Consider the following 16,768-nt stretch of genomic DNA (forward strand, 5'->3'; position numbering starts at 1 on the left):
CCCCTCGACGCCCCCTCCCACCACCCCAAGCGCCACCACGCGGGCGAGGGCCGGGCACCCAGCGCGTGGGCGCCCAGCGCGCGGGCGAGGGACGGGCGGAATCAGGGGCGTTTGCGGAGGAGGGCGAGGAACATGGCGTCCGTACCGTGGCGGTGGGGCCAGAACTGCGCGTACGGCCCGTCGCCGAGCCCGTCGACCTCCGGCAGGTAGTCGCGCGCGTCGAGCTGCTCCACGTCGTCCCTGCGGCCCATGACGTCGCCGACCACGACGCGCGTCTCGGCCAGGTGCGGCGAGCAGGTCACGTACGCCACCACCCCACCCGGGCGCACGGCGTCGAGCGCCGTGCCGAGCAGCCGCCGCTGCAACGCGCCCAGCTCGGCAATGCTGGCCGGGTCGCGCCGCCACCGGGCCTCCGGACGCCGCCGCAGCGCGCCCAGCCCCGTGCAGGGGGCATCGAGCATGACCCGGTCGAACACCCCGGGCCGCCAGGCGGGCTCGGTGCCGTCGGCGGTGACGACCGAGGCGGTCCTGGTGGTCTGCCAGACCAGCCGCGCCCGGTGGTACTGCACGTCGGCGGCCAGCACCCGCGCCCCACCGGGGAACGCCACAGGGCCGCCGCTCGCCGCACCACCACCACTCGCCGCACCACCGTCGCCCGCCGCACCACCGTCGCCCGCCGCACCACCGTCGCCCGCCGCGCCGCCGTCGCCCGGACGGCGCTCGCCGTCGAGGCCCGCCAGGTCGCCGTACGTGGCGACGGCGTCGAGCAGGCCCGCCTTGCCGCCCGGCCCGGCGCACATGTCGAGCCAGAGCTCGTCCTCGCCGTCGAGCGGCACGCGGGTCAGGGCGAGCGCCACGAGCTGGCTGGCTTCGTCCTGGACGGCCGCGCGGGTCTCGGCCACGGCCTCGATCTGCCCGGGATCGCCCTCGCGCAGGTAGGCCGCGTACGGCGAGTAGCGGCCGGGCGCGGCGCCGGATTCGGCCAGTTCGGCCACCGAGCTGCGCCCCGGCCGGGCGACCAGCGTCACCAGCGGCCGGACGTTGTCGGCGTCGAGCAGGTCGGCCAGCTCCCCGCCGCCGCCCAGCGCGTCGCGGAAGGCCGAGACGATCCATCGGGGATGCCCGTAGGCGACGGCCAGATGGCCGACCGGGTCCTGGTCGGAGTCGGGCGCGACGATGGGGATCCAGTCCTCCAGCTCGCGCGAGCCGATCTTGCGCAGCACCGCGTTGACGAACTTGGCCGCGCCCTGGCCGATGCGCAGGCGTACGAGATCGACGGTGGTGCCGACGGCGGCGTGCGGCGGGACGCGCATGCGCAGGAGCTGGTGGGCCCCCAGCCGCAGGGCGTCGCGCACGGCCGGGTCGGGCGCCCGGTCGCTGCACATCTCGATGATCGCGTCGTAGGTGCCGAGGCCGCGTAGCGTGCCGTAGGCCAGCTCGGTGGCCAGCGCCGCGTCGCGCCCCCGGATGTCGCGCTCGCGCAGCAGGCGCGGCAGCAGCAGGTTGGCGTAGGCGTCGCGCTCGTCGACGGCCCGCAGGAGGTCGAAGGCCGCGTTACGGGCGTGGTCGCGGGCGGGGCGGCGCGGACGGTTCGCTCCGCGGGGCCTGGTGCCCGTGGAGCCGGCCGGCGACCGGCGGGGTTCACGCGAAGGCATCGTCACTCGCAAGCCGGACGCCGCGCGCCCACTCGACCGCGCCCATCGCCCGCTTGCCCTGCGGCTGCACCTCGCCCAGCTCGACCGGGTCGGTGGCGGTGCCGACGAGCACGTGGCTCTTCGTGGCCAGGATCCGGCCGGGCGGGAGCCGGTCGGCCTGGACGGCGACCTTGGCCGGGCCGAGCTTCACCCGCTGACCCCTGAACTCGCTCCACGCCCCCGGGCCTGGGGTGCAGGCGCGGATCAGGCGGTCGACCCGCATGGCGGGCTTGGACCAGTCGACCCTGGCGTCGGCGACGTTGATCTTGGGCGCGATCGTCACGCCGTCGAGCGGCTGCGGACGGGCCTCCAGCGCGCCGTCCTCGACGCCGTCGAGCGTGGCGGCCAGCAGGCCGGCGCCGGAGACCGACAGGCGTTCGAGGAGGGAGCCGCTGGTGTCGTGGGTCAGGATCTCCTCGGTGACGACCCCGTAGACCGGGCCCGCGTCGAGCTCCTTGACGATCTGGAACGTCGTGGCGCCGGTGATCTCGTCGCCGTGCAGCACCGCGTGCTGGACGGGCGCCGCGCCGCGCCAGGCGGGCAGGATCGAGAAGTGCAGGTTGATCCAGCCGTGGCGAGGCACGTCGAGGGCCGACTGCGGCAACAGCGCGCCGTAGGCCACCACCGGGCAGCAGTCGGGCTCCAGGGCGCGCAGCGTGTCGAGGAAGGCGGGGTCGCCGACCTTGGCCGGGCGCAGCACCTCGATGCCGGCCTCCTCCGCGAGCTCGGCCACCGGCGAGGGGTGGACCTTGCGCCCCCGCCCTGACTGGGCGTCGGGACGGGTGATGACGGCCACGACCTCGTGCCGTGGCGAGTCGATCAGCATGCGCAGCGACGGCAGCGCCGTCTCGGGTGTGCCCGCGAAGACCAGCCGCATCGTCAGAGCGCCCTTCCGCCGGTGGCGTGCGGCGACATCTTGATCACGGGGGCGGACAGGCCGCTCCACTCGGCCTCGCGGATCGCCTTCATGGCCAGCTTGCGCTGCTTGGGGTCCATGCGGTCGATGAACAGGATGCCGTCGAGGTGGTCGGTCTCGTGCTGGAAGCAGCGGGCCATCAGGTCGGTGCCCTCCAGCGTGACCGGCTCGCCGTGCATGTCGAAGCCCTTGGCCACGGCGCGGAGGGCGCGCGGCGTCGGGTAGGACAGGCCGGGGAAGGACAGGCAGCCCTCCTCCCCCTCCTCGTCGAGGTCGGCCGACAGGTCGAGGTCGGGGTTGATGAGGTGGCCGAGCTGGTCGTCGACGTAGTAGGTGAACACCCGCAGGCCGACGCCGATCTGCGGGGCCGCCAGGCCCGCGCCCGGGGCGTCCATCATCGTGTCGGTGAGGTCCTTGACCAGCTTGCGGAGCTCCTTGTCGAAGTCGACGACCGGGGCCGCCGGGGTGCGCAGCACCGGATCTCCGAACAGCCGGATCGACTGGATCGCCAAGGGGCTCACTCCTGTTCTCGAACGTGGATCAGCCCAGTTTACCGGCGGTGGGCCGGCGGCCGGTCGTGGCGCAGGGAGCGGGCCTTCATCGCGGCCTTGCGCGCCGCCTTGGCCACCGCCCGGTCGTCGTGGGAGGCGGCGAGCATGTCGAGCACGGCCAGCGTGTCGGGATGGCCGACCGCGGGCATCTCGCCGACGAGCTTGATCAGGTCTTCGCCCGGCTCGGGCATGTCGAGGCGGCCCGCGGCCGGACCGGACAGGTGCATGAGCGCGGCGAGGTTGTCGACCGCGATCCAGGTGTGGTCCTCGGGGCTGAGCGGCGGGGCCTCCAGGTCGCGGATGTGCAGCCAGGAGGCGGCGTAGCGGCGCATGAGCGGGTGGTCGAGCGCCTGCCGCACGGGCTGCTCGGCCTCGGGGCCCAGCTCCTCCAGGATCGCGCCGACCGCGCCGCGCTGCCCGGCGGTGCCGGAGGCGGCGATCTCGATCAGCTCGCGGGCGGCCGCCTCGGGGGGCCGCCGCTCCAGCCAGCCCGCCACGGCGCTCTGCGTGGCGGTGCCCTTCACCAGCGCCTCGACCAGCTCGGCGGCCGACAGGTCGGCGAAGACCTGCACCTCGGCGGCGGTGGGCGCGTCGTGGCCCTCGCGCAGCAGGTCGCGCCGGACGGCCCAGACCCCGAGCGGGGTGAGCGCCGTGCGCCCGGCCTCGGTCTGCTCCACCAGCCCGCAGTACGTCAGCAGCGAGACCGCCTCCAGCAGCTCGGCCGGCAGCGCGGCGGCCAGCCTGCGCATCTCGACCGGGCCGGGCGCGCAGGCGACCTCGTGCGACTGCAGGATGCCCCTGGCCAGGTTGCCCACGGCGACGCCGGAGCGCACCGAGTAGATCGTGGCCAGCATCTCGGCCAGGTGGTCGTCGACCACGGAGGAGCCGGTCAGGCCCTCGTCGGCGCGGTCGAGGACGTCCATCACCACGCCGTCCCAGAACTCCAGCGTGGCCTCGACCGTGAGCTGCATCGACAGCGGGCCGCGGGAGGCCCGGCCGCCGAGGATGCGCAGCAGGCCGGTGTTGACCGCGACGATCCAGATGAGCCGCATCCGGGACTCCTGGAGCCCCAGCTCTTCCGCGGCGGCCCTGGCGTCGGACTCGCTCAGCATGCCGTCGGCGCCCACCTCGCGGCTGCCCGTCCAGGCGGTCAGGCGGATGGCGTCGGCGACGAGCGGCACCGCGGGCACCGCGCGGGCCAGCTCGGCGTCGCTCGCCAGCAGGACGGGCGGGAAGGTCAGCGCCTCGTGCTCCACGGAGGTCTCCTCAGGTGGCCGTGGAGGCACGGCGGCCTGCTCATCGATCAGCTTGCGCAGCTCGGCGAGGTCGAAGACATTGTTTGCCACCCAGGAAACTTACTGCACAGCAGTCACAAGGACGTACTCAACGGATGGCCCGGGAGCGCGCCTTGAACGCCGCCTTGCGCGCCGCCTTGGCCACCGTGTCGTCGGGGATGGAGCGTCCGAGCAGCTCCAGAACCTCGACGACGTCGGGGTGGTCGACCCGCCACATCTCCTCGATCAGATGGGCCGGCGGACCGGACGCCGCCATGTTCTCGGCGAAGATCTCCGGATCCTCCCGCGCGGCGGGCATCGCCAGGGCGAGCATGTCGACGCTGACCCAGAGCAGTTCGTCCTGGGTGAGCGGCGGCGCGCCCAGACCACGTGCGGCCAGCCAGTGTATGACGTGCGGGCGCAACTCCTGGTCGTCGAGGTGGTCGCGCACCTGCGGCTCGGCCTCGGCGCCCAGCCGGTCGACGATGGTGACCGCGATGCCGCGGGCCACGGCGGGCGCGCCTGAGGCGGCGGTCAGCAGCTCGGCCGCGGCCTCGCCCGGCGCGCGGCCGGACAGCCAGCGGGAGATGTCCTGCTCGGCCAGCTCGGCGGGCAGCCCTTCGAGCAGCCCTTCGATGAGGCCGCGCGCGTCGGCCTCGCCCAGGTCGGGGGCGACCGGGGCGTCGAGGCCGAGCGAGAGGTAGTGCTCACGCAGCCCCCAGACCGCCAGGGGCGTCAGCTCGGCCGCCTCGCCGTCGAGGCGGACCATGCCCCACCCGGCCAGCCGGTCGAGCGCCCCGGCCACGTCGATGCCGCCCTCGCCCGACACCTCCTCCAGGTAGTCGGCGACGACCTGGAGCGGCACCGGCGACTGGAGTCGGTAGAGCATGTCGAACAGGTCGTAGAGGCCCTCGTCGAGCTCGGCGTGGCCGGTGATCTCGCCGCCGGTGTCGTCCTCCAGCAGCCGGGCCACGGTCTCGGCCCAGGCGTCCAGCGGCTCGCCGTCGCCCGGTGGGGGGCCGCCGGCCAGCTTCGGAACGGTCCGCAGCGCCTCGGCCAGCTCCTCCTCCGAGGCCAGCCGGACGGCGGGCAGCGGCGTGCAGCCCGGACAGTCGCACGGCGCCTCGCCCAGGTCGGGCAGCTCCCCGGACGGGATCGGCACCGCCTGTTCGAGCGATTCGGGCCCGATCGAGCTGAACAGGCTCTTGGCCATGCCGAAGTTGGCCGGGTCGGCCAGCGCCTCGGGCATGCGGGGGCCGATGTCGTCGAGCCGCGCGCGCATGCCGGCCACGGTGGCCGGGCTGGCGTGACCGGCCTCGCCGAGGTAGTCCACCAGCGTGCGGGCGGCCGCCACGGTCTCGGGCGCGCTCTCGGGCGGCGCGATCACCTTGCGCGGATAGATGGACAGCAGCAGCTCGTCGAAGGTCTCCGGCGTGAAGTCGCGCAGTTCGTTGACGTTGAGATAGTCGCTGGCGTAGTCGCAGAGCAGGCGGACCTCGTCCGCGTCCACTTCGACTTCCCGCGCGCGCCCCCATGCGCGCAGGTCGTCGATGGCCTGGTTCACCCATTCGATCGACACAGGGGCACGCTAACGGCTGACCAACAGATGAGCGAATCGGGGAAACGGTCTAAATCAGGTCGAGTGGGTCGACACTCACCCTCACGACATCTGGCGTCTTACGCGCCGCACGTACCCCACTTGCCCCCTTGAGCGCGGCCGACAACGCCGCCCCGCCGCCGCGCCGTACCCGGATCATGGCCCGTTCCAGGCCCGACTCGTCGACCGGGACCGGGCCCAGCACCTGGGCGTCCGGCGGGAGGCGCACCTCGTCGAGCATCTGCCGGACGGCGCTCGCCGAACCCGTCAGCGTCGCCATCCGCACGGCGGGCGGGAACCCCAGCTCGGCCCGGTCGCCCAGTTCGCGCTCGGCGTGCGTGATCGGGTCCCACCGCAGCAGCGCCTGCACGGACGGCAGCCCGGCGTCCCCGAGCACCACCAGCTCGGCGGACGGCCGCAGCAGCGCGGCGGCGTTCATCCACCGGCGCAGCGTCTCCTCCCCCGCCCGCAGGTCGGCCCGGCCGAGCAGCGCCCATCCGTCGAGCAGCACGGCCGCCGCGTAGCCGCCCTCGGCCACCGGCTCGGCGCCGGGCGTGGCGACCACGAGGGCGCGCGCGGCGGGCACACTGGCCAGCACGCCGTCGCGGCCGGAGGTGCGGACCTGCACCGACGGGAAGGCCCGCCCCAGCTCTTCGGCGGTGCGCCGGGCGCCGGTGACGACCGCCCGCAGCCGGGGGCTGCCGCAGGACGGGCACCGCCAGTCGGCGTCCACCCGGCCGCACCAGCGGCAGTAGGGGGCGGCGTGCCCGGCCCTGAGCGCGAGCGGCCCGTGGCACAGCGACTCGCCGCTCCCGAGACCCTCCGGCGTCCCGCCCGTCGTGTCCGTGGCGGTGGTCAGAGCTCCGGCGTACGGCTCCGCCTCGCCGACAGCCGCCGCCTGCCGGCCGCCGGGGACCGGCGCGGCCAGGTGCGGGGCGATTCTGGTGGGCGGCAGGACGCAGCGCGCCGGGGCCCGGCAGTGGCGGCAGGCCAGCGCCGGCAGGTAACCGCGCCTGGGCACCTGCACCAGCACCGGCCCGCTCTCCAGCCCCTGGCGCAGCGCCCGCCAGGCCAGGCTGGGCAGCCTCGCCTGCCGGGCCGCCTGGTCCTTGGCCAGCTCGGCGTCCTCACCGGCGGGACGCACCCGCGGGGCCAGGCTCCTGATCGTGGTGCGGGCGGCCACGATCGGCCTGGCCCAGCGCGCGGCGATGAGCTGGGTGGCCTCGGCCGTACGCGCGTAGCCGCCGATCAGCATGGCCGCGCCCGTCCGGTGGGCGCGCAGGCCGAGGACCTCCCTGGCGTGGGGGTAGGGGGCCAGGCGCTCGGCGTGCAGGTCGTCGCCGTCGTCCCAGATGGCCACCAGGCCGAGCTCCGCGACGGGGGCGAACATGGCGGCCCGGGTGCCCACGACGGCGCGCACCTGGCCTCTGAGGACCTTCAGCCATCGCCTGTACCGCTCGGCGGGGCCGAGGTCGGCCGTGAGCGCCACATGCCTGCCGGGGCCGAGCAGCCGCTCGAACTCGGCGTCCGCCAGCGCGACGTCCTTGCCGTCGGGCACCACGAGGACCGCTCCCCGCCCGCCGTCGAGGGTGGCGAGCACCGCCTCCGCCATGGCTCCGGCCCATCCCGTGGCGCCGGGCAGCGCCGACCACACGGCGCGGGGGGCGCGGCCGTGGCGCAGGGCGTCCAGGAAGGAGGGGCCGGTCGGGTAGGCGTCCCAGGCGCTCTTGCGGCTTGCTGCCGCGCGTTCGGGGGTGTCCGTCCCGTTCATGTGCTCCGGACGGGCCGCCGCCCGTCCGTGCGCGGGGGCCGCCGGTTCCAGCCCCGAGAAGGACGAGCCCTCCGCGCCTCGCGCTCCCCCGGTCTCGGCAGACGCACCCGAGGCGACCTGCGCGACGGCGGCGGATTCGCTCCCAGTGGCGCGGACGATGTCGGGAACCCCGCTCCCGACAACTTGGGCCGCGGCAGGAGCCCCAGGCGCAGCCGCCTGGGCCGCGACCGGAGATGCACTGGCGGCGGCTCGGGCCACGGCGGCGGAAACGCTCTGCGCCGCCTCGCCGGAGGGAACGGGCACCGGGGCCAGGTCGGCGGTAGATGGGTCGGTGGGGGCCGGGCCGGCGGGAACCGGGCCGGCGGGAGGCGGGTCGGCGGGAGGTGGGTCGGCGGGAGGCGGGTCGGCGGGGGCCGGGTCGGCGGAGGCCCCGAGCGCGTGTGGCGGAACCCCGGGGGCCTGGGGCGCAGGAGGCGGGACTTCGGAGGCCGGGGCCGCAGGGGGCGGGACCTCGGGGGCCGGGGCCGCGGGGGGCGGGACCTCGGCCTCGGCCTTGGCGTGGCGTGGCGGAACGGCCAGGCGCAGCACGTCGGTGAGGGTGCCCGCGTAACGGTCGGCCACCGCGCGGGCCAGACCGGCGATCTCCGGCGTGAGCACCTGCTCGGGCGAGACCACCCGTTCCAGCGGCGTCAGCTTGCCCTCATGATCGCTCTCGTCCACCCGCTCCAGCAGGAACGCGTCGATCAGCTTGCCCGCGAACCGCACCCGCACCCGCACCCCAGGCCGCGCCGCCTCGTGCATGGCGGCGGGCACCAGGTAGTCGAAGGGCCGGTCGAGGTGCGGCAGCGGACTGTCCACGACCACCCGCGCCACGGGCCGCTCGGGCGCCGCGACCACGGCCCCCTTGGTGTCCTTGGACGACGCAGGAGGCCGCACGGCGTCGAGCGGCAGGAGGGCGTCGTCGGAGTGGGTCACGCACTAACGTCTACCAGACCCCGCGCCCCGCCATCCCCACACCACCGGCGCACACCCCCGCCGGCCCGAACAGCGCTCCCACGGACGGGCAGCGCAAGAACAGCACACAGGACGCGACAAGCACGCAGACCCGCGCCCACCAACAGACCCGACCGGAAACGGCCTCACGAAGACGGACAAGCCCGCCCTCACCGCAGAGACAAGGCCCCGCAGAAGCCACCCCACCCGCGCCCCACACCAAGCACGGCCGACCAGCCCCCGACACCCACCGAGCACCGCCGACGAGCCTCGACGCTCAGCGCCCGCCGCCCGCCGCCCGCCGACGCCCAAGAAACCAGCCCGAGACTGTCACCGGGCCGAAGGCGCGGCAGAAGAGAACGTCAGCCCAGCAGTCACCGGCGAGCCCGCAGCCCCAAGAGATCAGCAGTCACCATCGGGCCTGCCGCCCCTCAAGAGATCAGCAGTCCGAACCTGCGGCCCTCAGAAGACCGGGCGAACGCCCGCACCGAACCACCCCAGCCGACGACAAGTGCCGCACCCAACCCTCGAAAGGGCCGAATGCGGCACCTGCACGAAACCAGAGACCGAGGAGGTCAGAGACCGGCGGCCGTCCGAAGGGCCTCGGCGCGGTCGGTGGACTCCCAGGAGAAGCCCTCACGGCCGAAGTGCCCGTAGGCGGCGGTCTCGGAGTAGATCGGGCGCAGCAGGTCGAGGTCGCGGATGATCGCGGCCGGACGCAGGTCGAAGACGCGCAGCACGGCGGCCTGGATCTGCTCCACCGGCAGCTTCTCGGTGCCGAAGCACTCCACGAACAGACCCACCGGCTGCGCCTTGCCGATCGCGTACGCGACCTGCACCTCGCACCGGTCGGCCAGCCCGGCCGCGACGACGTTCTTGGCCACCCAGCGCATCGCGTAGGCCGCCGAGCGGTCGACCTTGGACGGGTCCTTGCCCGAGAACGCGCCACCGCCGTGGCGGGCCATGCCGCCGTAGGTGTCGATGATGATCTTGCGGCCGGTCAGACCGGCGTCGCCCATCGGGCCGCCGATCTCGAAGCGGCCGGTCGGGTTGACCAGCAGCCGGTAGCCCTCGGTCTCGATCTCCAGACCGTCGAGCACGGGGTCGACCACGTGCTCCTTGATGTCGGGGGCGAGCATCTCCTTGAGGTCGATCTCGGCCGCGTGCTGGGTGGAGACGACGACGGTGTCGAGGCGGACGGGCTTGTCGCCGTCGTACTCGATGGTGACCTGGGTCTTGCCGTCGGGGCGCAGGTAGGGCACCTTGCCGGTCTTGCGGACCTCGGACAGGCGCTGGGCGAGCCGGTGCGCGAGCGTGATCGGCAGCGGCATGAGCTCCGGCGTCTCGCGGCAGGCGTAGCCGAACATCAGGCCCTGGTCGCCGGCGCCCTGGCGGTCGAGCTCGTCGGCGTCGCCGCCCACGCGGTGCTCGTAGGCGTCGTCGACACCCTGGGCGATGTCGGGCGACTGCGCGCCGATGGACACCGACACGCCGCAGGAGGCGCCGTCGAAGCCCTTGTGGGAAGCGTCGTAGCCGATCTCCAGGATCTTCTCCCGGATGACGCCGGGGATGTCGACGTAGGTCTCGGTCGTGACCTCGCCTGCGACATGGACCTGGCCGGTAGTGATCAGCGTCTCGACGGCGACCCGGCTCTTGGGGTCGTCCTTGAGCATGGCGTCGAGAATCGCGTCACTGATCTGGTCGGCGATCTTGTCCGGGTGGCCTTCGGTGACCGACTCGGAGGTGAACAGGCGACGTGACAACTCAGTGGCTCCTCATGCAGCGGCTGCTGACGGATGTTGGGCCCGGGACGGAAGAACACGCCAGGGCCTCGCCGAAGTCTAGCCCCACCCGGCGTCCGGTCGCGAAACCGTCCCGTGTCCGTGTCCGGTCACGTGTCCGGCATGAGTCCGGTCCCCTGCCCGGTCACAGGTCGGGAAGGGGATCCGGCGGCAGCGTCTCGGGCGCGAAGACCTCGGCGTCGGCGGCGGACACGACCGCCGCGTACTCCTCGTCGAACTCGAACACGGTGGTGCCGAGCTCGATGAACGGGCCGGGCAGGATCGGGCCGAGCCTGGTGTGCCGCGGGTACGTGGCGTACACCGCGACGGGCCGGTCGCTCCTGAGGGTCCTGGTGGTGAGCACCGAGACGGACGAATCGGTGACGACGATGAGGAAGTGGCCCGTTCCCGCCGGCCCCACGGACAACGCGGGGAAGACGTAACGGATACCTCCCTGGTCCTCCAGCAATCTCCTGCAACGTTCCCTGACAGCGGAACCCACCGGCATTCCGTCCCCCTTTGCCCCCAAGTATCGGTAGGCGTCCGGGGTGCCGCAACTGGCGATCAGGTAATCGTTCTTGCGCGAAAGACGCGCGTCAGGACAGGCGGGGCGCGACCAGGTCCCAGACGGCGTCGGCGACGTCGTCCTTGGGGCCGCGCGGCACCTCGACCGGCTCGCCGCCGGCGACGAGGACGGTGGCGGCGTTGTCGGGCGTGCCGAACGCCAGCCCCTCCCCCACCTGGTTGACGACCAGCAGGTCGCAGCCCTTCCTGGCCAGCTTGGCCTGCCCGTTGGCGAGCACGTCGTCGGTCTCGGCCGCGAACCCGACGATCACCCGCGGACCGGCGCCACCCTCGCGCCGCAACCGGCCCAGCTCGGCCAGGATGTCGGGGTTCTTCGTCAGGTGGATGGGGTCGGGCTCGCCGTCGGTCTTCTTGATCTTCGTCTCGTGCCGGGACGCAGGGCGGAAGTCGGCCACCGCGGCCGCCATGACGACGGCGTCGGCCTTCTCGGTGGCGGCCAGCACCGCCTCGCGCAGCTCGGCCGTGGACCCCACCCGCACCACGGCGGCGCCCGCGGGATCGGGGAGGGCGACGTTGGCCGCCACGAGGGTCACCTCGGCGCCGCGCGCGACCGCCGTGCGGGCCAAGGCGTACCCCTGCAGGCCGGAGGAGCGGTTGCCGATGTAGCGGACCGGGTCGATCGCCTCGCGGGTGCCTCCGGCGGAGATCACCACCTTGCGCCCGGCCAGGTCGCGCGGCCTGCCGCGCAGCACGCGCAGGCAGACCTGGAAGATCTCGGCGGGGTCGGGCAGGCGGCCGGGGCCGGTGTCGGCGCCGGTGAGGCGCCCCACGGCCGGGTCGATGACGACGGCGCCGCGCTCGCGCAGGGTCGCGACGTTGGCGCGGGTGGCCGGATGCTGCCACATCTCGGTGTGCATGGCCGGGGCGAACACGACCGGGCAGCGTGCCGTCAGCAGGGTGTTGGTCAGCAGGTCGTCGGCGAGCCCGTGGGCCGCCTTGGCCAGGGTGTTGGCGGTCGCCGGCGCCACCACGACGAGATCGGCGCGCTGGCCGATGCGGACGTGGGGCACCTCGTGAACGTCGTCCCAGACGTCGGCGGTCACGGGGTTGCCCGACAGGGCGGCCCACGTGGGCTCGCCCACGAAACGCAGGACCTCGCGGGTCGGGACGACCCGCACCTCGTGACCTGACTCGGTGAACAGCCGGAGCAGCTCACATGCCTTGTACGCGGCGATGCCGCCGCTGACGCCGAGGACGACCTTCATCGAAGGGGTCAGACCGCGCCTTCGATGGGCTCGGCGTTGAGCAGGCCCTCGGAGACCTCGCGCAGCGCGATGGACAGCGGCTTCTCCTGAGCATGCGTCTCGACCAGCGGCCCGACGTATTCCAGCAGGCCCTCGCCGAGCTGGGAGTAGTAGGCGTTGATCTGGCGGGCGCGCTTGGCGCCCATGATCACCAGGGAGTACTTGCTGTCGACGATGTCGAGCAGCGCGTCGATCGGCGGGTTGGTGATGCCCTCCGCGGCCGGGGTGGTGCCTGCCACGATTGTCAGACCTCTCGGTTGATGGTGGTGGTGACCCCCTGAGGGTCAGTCATCAAGGCTATCAGCCGGTGGCACACTTCTTGGACACTCGTGTTCACCAGCGTGAGGTCGAACTCCGACTCGGCCGCCATCTCGACCCGCCCGGCCTTGAGCCGGCGCTCGATGACGTCCTCCGGCTCGGTGCCGCGGCCGCGCAGCCGCTTCTCCAGCTCCTCCCACGTCGGGGGGGCCAGGAAGACCAGCAGGGCGTCGGGCATGGTGGTGCGCACCTGCCTGGCGCCTTCCAGGTCGATCTCCAGGACGGTCGGCACGCCCTGGGCGAGCTTGTCCAGCACCGGCTCGCGCGGGGTGCCGTAGCGGTTGCCCGCGAACTCGGCCCACTCCAGCAGCTCGCCGGCCTCGACGAGCCGGTCGAACTCCGCGCCGTCGACGAAGAAGTAGTGGACCCCGTTGACCTCGCCGGGACGGGGCCTCCTGGTGGTCACCGAGACCGACAGCCACACCTCTGGGTGTGCCCGCCGGAGCTCGGCGACGACCGTGGACTTGCCGACGCCCGACGGCCCTGACAGGACCGTCAGACGCCTCCTGCTCAGGGGGAGGAAGCCGACCTTCGCTCCCGATCCGACTGCCTCGTGGGCCCTTGCTTCGCCGGACCAGGACCTGTCGGTCACTTCCTACCCCCCGTTGAACCTGCGCTTTCTTGTGGAAAAGAGATTAGCTCTCGTTGCCACCGAACTCGCGCTCGAGGGAAGCCCTCTGGTTCGCGCCGAGACCCCGCACGCGGCGGGACTCGGCGATGGCAAGCCGCTCCATGAGCTGCTTGGCGCGGACCTTGCCCACGCCGGGGAGCGATTCCAACAGGGCCGACACCTTCATCTTGCCGATGACGTCGTCGGTCTGCCCATCCTTGAGCACCTCAGCCAGAGAAACCGCGCCATGCTTGAGCCGGTTCTTGACCTCGGCACGCTCTTTACGGGCCTTGGCAGCCTTCTCAAGGGCTGCGGCGCGCTGCTCAGGGGTCAGGGGAGGAAGAGCCACGCCGGGTCACCTCGAATTTCTGTCGATGTACTCGGACGGGAAGGGAAACTAGCTGGTCATCGCCCCCTAAGCAACGTCAAGAGCGGTTTCTCTCCTCACAAAATCCACTTCATCACTGTCCGTGAGCGTAAAATTACACACTGCTGATCAAATCGCCCTCACTTCCCGCTTCGCGCGTCCGCTCCGGACGGCGTCCCGGAGCAGGGCGAAGATCGCCCGCGCGGCGCCGGGCGATGTCCGAAACCAGGGCCGGACCAGGACCGAAACCAGAATCGGGAAGGGTGCGCGAACGCCCGGCGGATGCATTACGATCTTGTGAAGCGAGGGCTGCGCGAACGGTCCGGCGACACCTGCCGCCATGCCCCGCGCCCGCACGGAGAGCACCCTCTCCGTGCACGCGAAGATCGTGCCCCCGCCCCGCGGACAAGCACACCTCGCGGCATGCCCGGAAGGCTCGCCTCCGCCCGCACGGAGTACCGCGCGCGCCGCAAGCACGCAGGAACGCGGGCGCCCGGAGCCGCGGGCCCCGGGCGCGGGTTCAGGACGCGGTCGTGCGGCGCAGTGAGGCGGCGATGGCGGCGGCGGCCGCTCCCGGGTCCGCCGCACCCGTGATCGGACGCCCGATGACCAGCAGGTCGGCGCCGTCGGCCAGCGCCTGCTCGGGCGTCGCCACGCGCACCTGGTCCTGGACCTCGGCCCCCTGAGGGCGCACGCCCGGCGTGATGAGGGTGATGCCGGGCCCCACCTCGGCCCGCACCGCCGCGACCTCGTGGGGCGAGCACACCAGCGCCGTGGCCCCGGCCTCGACCGACAGGGCGGACAGGCGGCGCACGGCCTCGTCGGCCGGTCCGGCCAGGCCCATGCGGTCGAGGTCGGACTCGTCCAGCGAGGTGAGGATCGTCACAGCGGCGATCTTGGTCTGCGGGGCGGACTCGACCGCGGCCCGGATCATCGCCGCGCCGCCGGCCGCGTGCACGGTCAGGATGGCCGGACGCAAGCGGGCGACGGCCTTGGCGGCGCCCGCGACGGTGTTGGGGATGTCGTGCAGCTTGAGGTCGAGGAAGATCTGGACGCCGCTGGCGCCGCGCACGGAGGCGATCACGTCGGGGCCGTAGCGCAGGTACAGCTCCAGGCCCACCTTGATGGTGCTGACGTGCGGCGTCACCAGGCTCGCCCACCTGGCGGCGGTCTCCAGGTCGGGGGCGTCGAGGGCGACGGCGATGGGTGCGGGCGTCAAGGGGAGCTCTCCTCGGAGTCGACTAGAAGGTGCCGGGGAGCGCTCCCCGGCGGCCGGTGGGCCAGGCCGACGGCGTCGGCGAGGCGTTGGAAGCCGCGTGCCCGCAGCAGGTCCTCCAGCTCGCGCTCGATGCGCAGGCACGCGTAGGGGTCGTGGAACAGCGCGGTGCCCACCCCGACCAGGCAGGCGCCCGCCAGGATGAGCTGGAAGGCGTCCCTGCCGGTCATCACGCCGCCCATGCCGATGAGCGGCACCCCGGGCAGGGCCGCGTGCACCTGCCACACGCACCGGACGGCCAGGGGCAGGATGGCGGGCCCCGACAGCCCTCCGGTGACGGCGGCCAGCGACGGGCGCAGCGCCTCGGTGTCGATGGCCATGCCGAGCGGGTTGTTGATCATGGACAGGGCGTCCGCCCCGGCGTCCACGCAGGCGCGGGCGACCGAGACGATGTCGGCCACGTCGGGCGCGAGCTTGGCCACCACGGGGACGTCGTAGCGCATGATGGAGCGCACCGAGGCGATCACCTCGGCCGCGGCGCTGCCCTCGCGCGCGAAGACACGCCCCCTGTCCTCCATGTTCGGGCAAGAAAGGTTGACCTCAAGGGCGGTCACCCCGGGCGCGTCGGCGAGCCTGCGGGCCAGCTCGGAGTACTCGGCGACGGTGCCGCCGCCGATCGAGACGATGGTCTTGATGCCGCGCTGGGCCAGCCAGGGCAGCTCGCGCTCCAGGAACGCCTCGATGCCCGGCCCCTGGAGCCCGACGGCGTTGAGCATGCCGGAGGGCGTCTCGGCCATGCGCGGGGTCGGCCGGCCCGCCCGGGGGGCCATGGTGATGGACCGGGTGGTCAGCGCGCCGAGCCGGTGGAGGTCGAAGAACTGGGCGAGCTCGCGTCCGGAGCCCGCGCAGCCGGCGGCCGTGGTGACGGGGTTCGCCAGCTCGACGTGCGCCAGAAACGTACGCATATCAACTGACATGTCGTGCACCGCCTCCGGGGGCGCCGAGCGCGTCGAACGGGATCGTTCCCACGTCCTCGAAGCGCACCCGCTCCCCCCGGAACACCGGTCCCTCCGCGCACGCGCGGACCATCCTGGTCGCGCCGTCGTCGCCGATGACGGGGATGACGCACGTCATGCACACCCCGATGCCGCAGGCCATCGACTCCTCGACGGCCACCTGCACCGGGATGTCGAACTCCATCGCCACCGCCGTCACCGCCCGCAGCGCCGGCATGGGCGCGCAGGCGTAGACGGCGTCGGCCCGGGTGTCGGCGATCACCGAGGGCAGCGCGTCGGTGACCTTGCCGCGCAGGCCGAGCGAGCCGTCCTCGGTGGTCAGGGTCGTCGTCTCGGCGATGCGGCGGGCCCGCATGGCGCCGAAGACGCGGTCGGCCCCGGCGCCGCCGAGCACGAAGTCGACCCGGCAGCCGCGCGCCAGCAGCGCGTCGGCCAGCGGGAACAGCACGGCCGAGCCGTACTCGGCGCCGACCAGCACGCAGTTGACCGGGTCGCGCGGCAGCGGGAAGGGCCGGCCGAGCGGCCCGACCAGGTCGAGCGTGTCGCGGGCGCGCCGCTCGGCCAGCCAGGACGTGCCCGGCCCGGCGACGGTGAAGACGAGCTCGACCGTGCCGCCGTAGTCGGACTTGACGTCATGGATGGACAGCGCGCGGCGCGTCACCATCGACGTGTGGGCCCCGCCGACCGCCACGGAGACGAAGTGGCCGGGGCGGTAACGCTCGGCGATGCCGGGCGCCACCACCGTCAGCGCATGGTAGGCGTCGACCCGGCGCGTCGTCAGCACCGTGCCCGTCACCTGCACAGGTGTGCCGGCCAGTCGTCTTCACCTCCCGCG

The 16,768-nt window shown here is 73.5% G+C and carries 15 protein-coding genes; all 15 read right to left on the reverse strand.

Annotated elements, in window-relative coordinates:
• Positions 1-101: 101 nt before the first annotated feature.
• The 15 genes from ABT158_RS14250 to ABT158_RS14320 all read right to left on the reverse strand — a co-directional run bounded on the left by ABT158_RS14250 (position 102) and on the right by ABT158_RS14320 (position 16,750).
• Positions 102-1,655 (reverse strand): RsmB/NOP family class I SAM-dependent RNA methyltransferase, encoded by a 1,554-nt coding sequence (locus tag ABT158_RS14250; RefSeq protein WP_352353175.1) that lies wholly within the window; start codon positions 1,653-1,655, stop codon positions 102-104.
• A complete protein-coding gene (gene fmt / locus ABT158_RS14255; RefSeq protein ID WP_352353176.1) occupies positions 1,642-2,571 on the reverse strand; it encodes a methionyl-tRNA formyltransferase in 930 nt (309 codons plus the stop codon). Before fmt ends, ABT158_RS14250 begins: the two co-directional genes overlap by 14 nt.
• A gap of 2 nt (positions 2,572-2,573) precedes the next feature.
• Positions 2,574-3,122, reverse strand: a complete 549-nt coding sequence (gene def / locus ABT158_RS14260; RefSeq protein ID WP_352353177.1) for a peptide deformylase — start codon at positions 3,120-3,122, stop codon at positions 2,574-2,576.
• A 38-nt stretch (positions 3,123-3,160) separates the two neighbouring features.
• A complete protein-coding gene (locus tag ABT158_RS14265; RefSeq protein WP_352353178.1) occupies positions 3,161-4,507 on the reverse strand; it encodes a hypothetical protein in 1,347 nt (448 codons plus the stop codon).
• A 37-nt stretch (positions 4,508-4,544) separates the two neighbouring features.
• On the reverse strand, positions 4,545-6,014 hold the full coding sequence (locus tag ABT158_RS14270) for a hypothetical protein (protein WP_352353179.1): 1,470 nt from the start codon (positions 6,012-6,014) through the stop codon (positions 4,545-4,547).
• 49 nt (positions 6,015-6,063) lie between these two features.
• Positions 6,064-8,778, reverse strand: a complete 2,715-nt coding sequence (locus tag ABT158_RS14275; protein ID WP_352353180.1) for a primosomal protein N' — start codon at positions 8,776-8,778, stop codon at positions 6,064-6,066.
• Between the two features lie 593 nt (positions 8,779-9,371).
• Entirely contained in the window at positions 9,372-10,559 is a 1,188-nt protein-coding gene (gene metK, locus ABT158_RS14280; protein WP_352322591.1) for a methionine adenosyltransferase, read from the reverse strand.
• Between the two features lie 163 nt (positions 10,560-10,722).
• A complete protein-coding gene (locus ABT158_RS14285; protein ID WP_352353181.1) occupies positions 10,723-11,085 on the reverse strand; it encodes a hypothetical protein in 363 nt (120 codons plus the stop codon).
• A gap of 88 nt (positions 11,086-11,173) precedes the next feature.
• A complete protein-coding gene (gene coaBC, locus ABT158_RS14290) occupies positions 11,174-12,367 on the reverse strand; it encodes a bifunctional phosphopantothenoylcysteine decarboxylase/phosphopantothenate--cysteine ligase CoaBC (protein WP_352353182.1) in 1,194 nt (397 codons plus the stop codon).
• 8 nt (positions 12,368-12,375) lie between these two features.
• On the reverse strand, positions 12,376-12,645 hold the full coding sequence (gene rpoZ / locus ABT158_RS14295) for a DNA-directed RNA polymerase subunit omega (RefSeq protein ID WP_043638590.1): 270 nt from the start codon (positions 12,643-12,645) through the stop codon (positions 12,376-12,378).
• A gap of 5 nt (positions 12,646-12,650) precedes the next feature.
• Positions 12,651-13,238, reverse strand: coding sequence for a guanylate kinase (gene gmk, locus ABT158_RS14300; protein ID WP_352353665.1), 588 nt, complete (start codon positions 13,236-13,238; stop codon positions 12,651-12,653).
• A 121-nt stretch (positions 13,239-13,359) separates the two neighbouring features.
• The gene (gene mihF / locus ABT158_RS14305; RefSeq protein ID WP_020541698.1) at positions 13,360-13,683 is read right to left on the reverse strand and encodes an integration host factor, actinobacterial type; all 324 of its coding nucleotides are present in this window, start codon (positions 13,681-13,683) and stop codon (positions 13,360-13,362) included.
• Between the two features lie 538 nt (positions 13,684-14,221).
• Positions 14,222-14,920 carry an orotidine-5'-phosphate decarboxylase gene (gene pyrF / locus ABT158_RS14310; RefSeq protein WP_352353183.1) on the reverse strand — a complete coding sequence of 233 codons (699 nt, stop codon included), beginning with the start codon at positions 14,918-14,920 and terminating at the stop codon, positions 14,222-14,224.
• Entirely contained in the window at positions 14,917-15,894 is a 978-nt protein-coding gene (locus ABT158_RS14315; protein WP_352353184.1) for a dihydroorotate dehydrogenase, read from the reverse strand. Before ABT158_RS14315 ends, pyrF begins: the two co-directional genes overlap by 4 nt.
• Positions 15,884-16,750 (reverse strand): dihydroorotate dehydrogenase electron transfer subunit, encoded by an 867-nt coding sequence (locus ABT158_RS14320; protein WP_352353667.1) that lies wholly within the window; start codon positions 16,748-16,750, stop codon positions 15,884-15,886. The genes ABT158_RS14315 and ABT158_RS14320 overlap by 11 nt, the downstream gene beginning before the upstream one ends.
• Positions 16,751-16,768: the final 18 nt, after the last annotated feature.

Source organism: Nonomuraea sp. NPDC001636, assembly GCF_040298265.1.
Lineage (GTDB): Bacteria > Actinomycetota > Actinomycetes > Streptosporangiales > Streptosporangiaceae > Nonomuraea.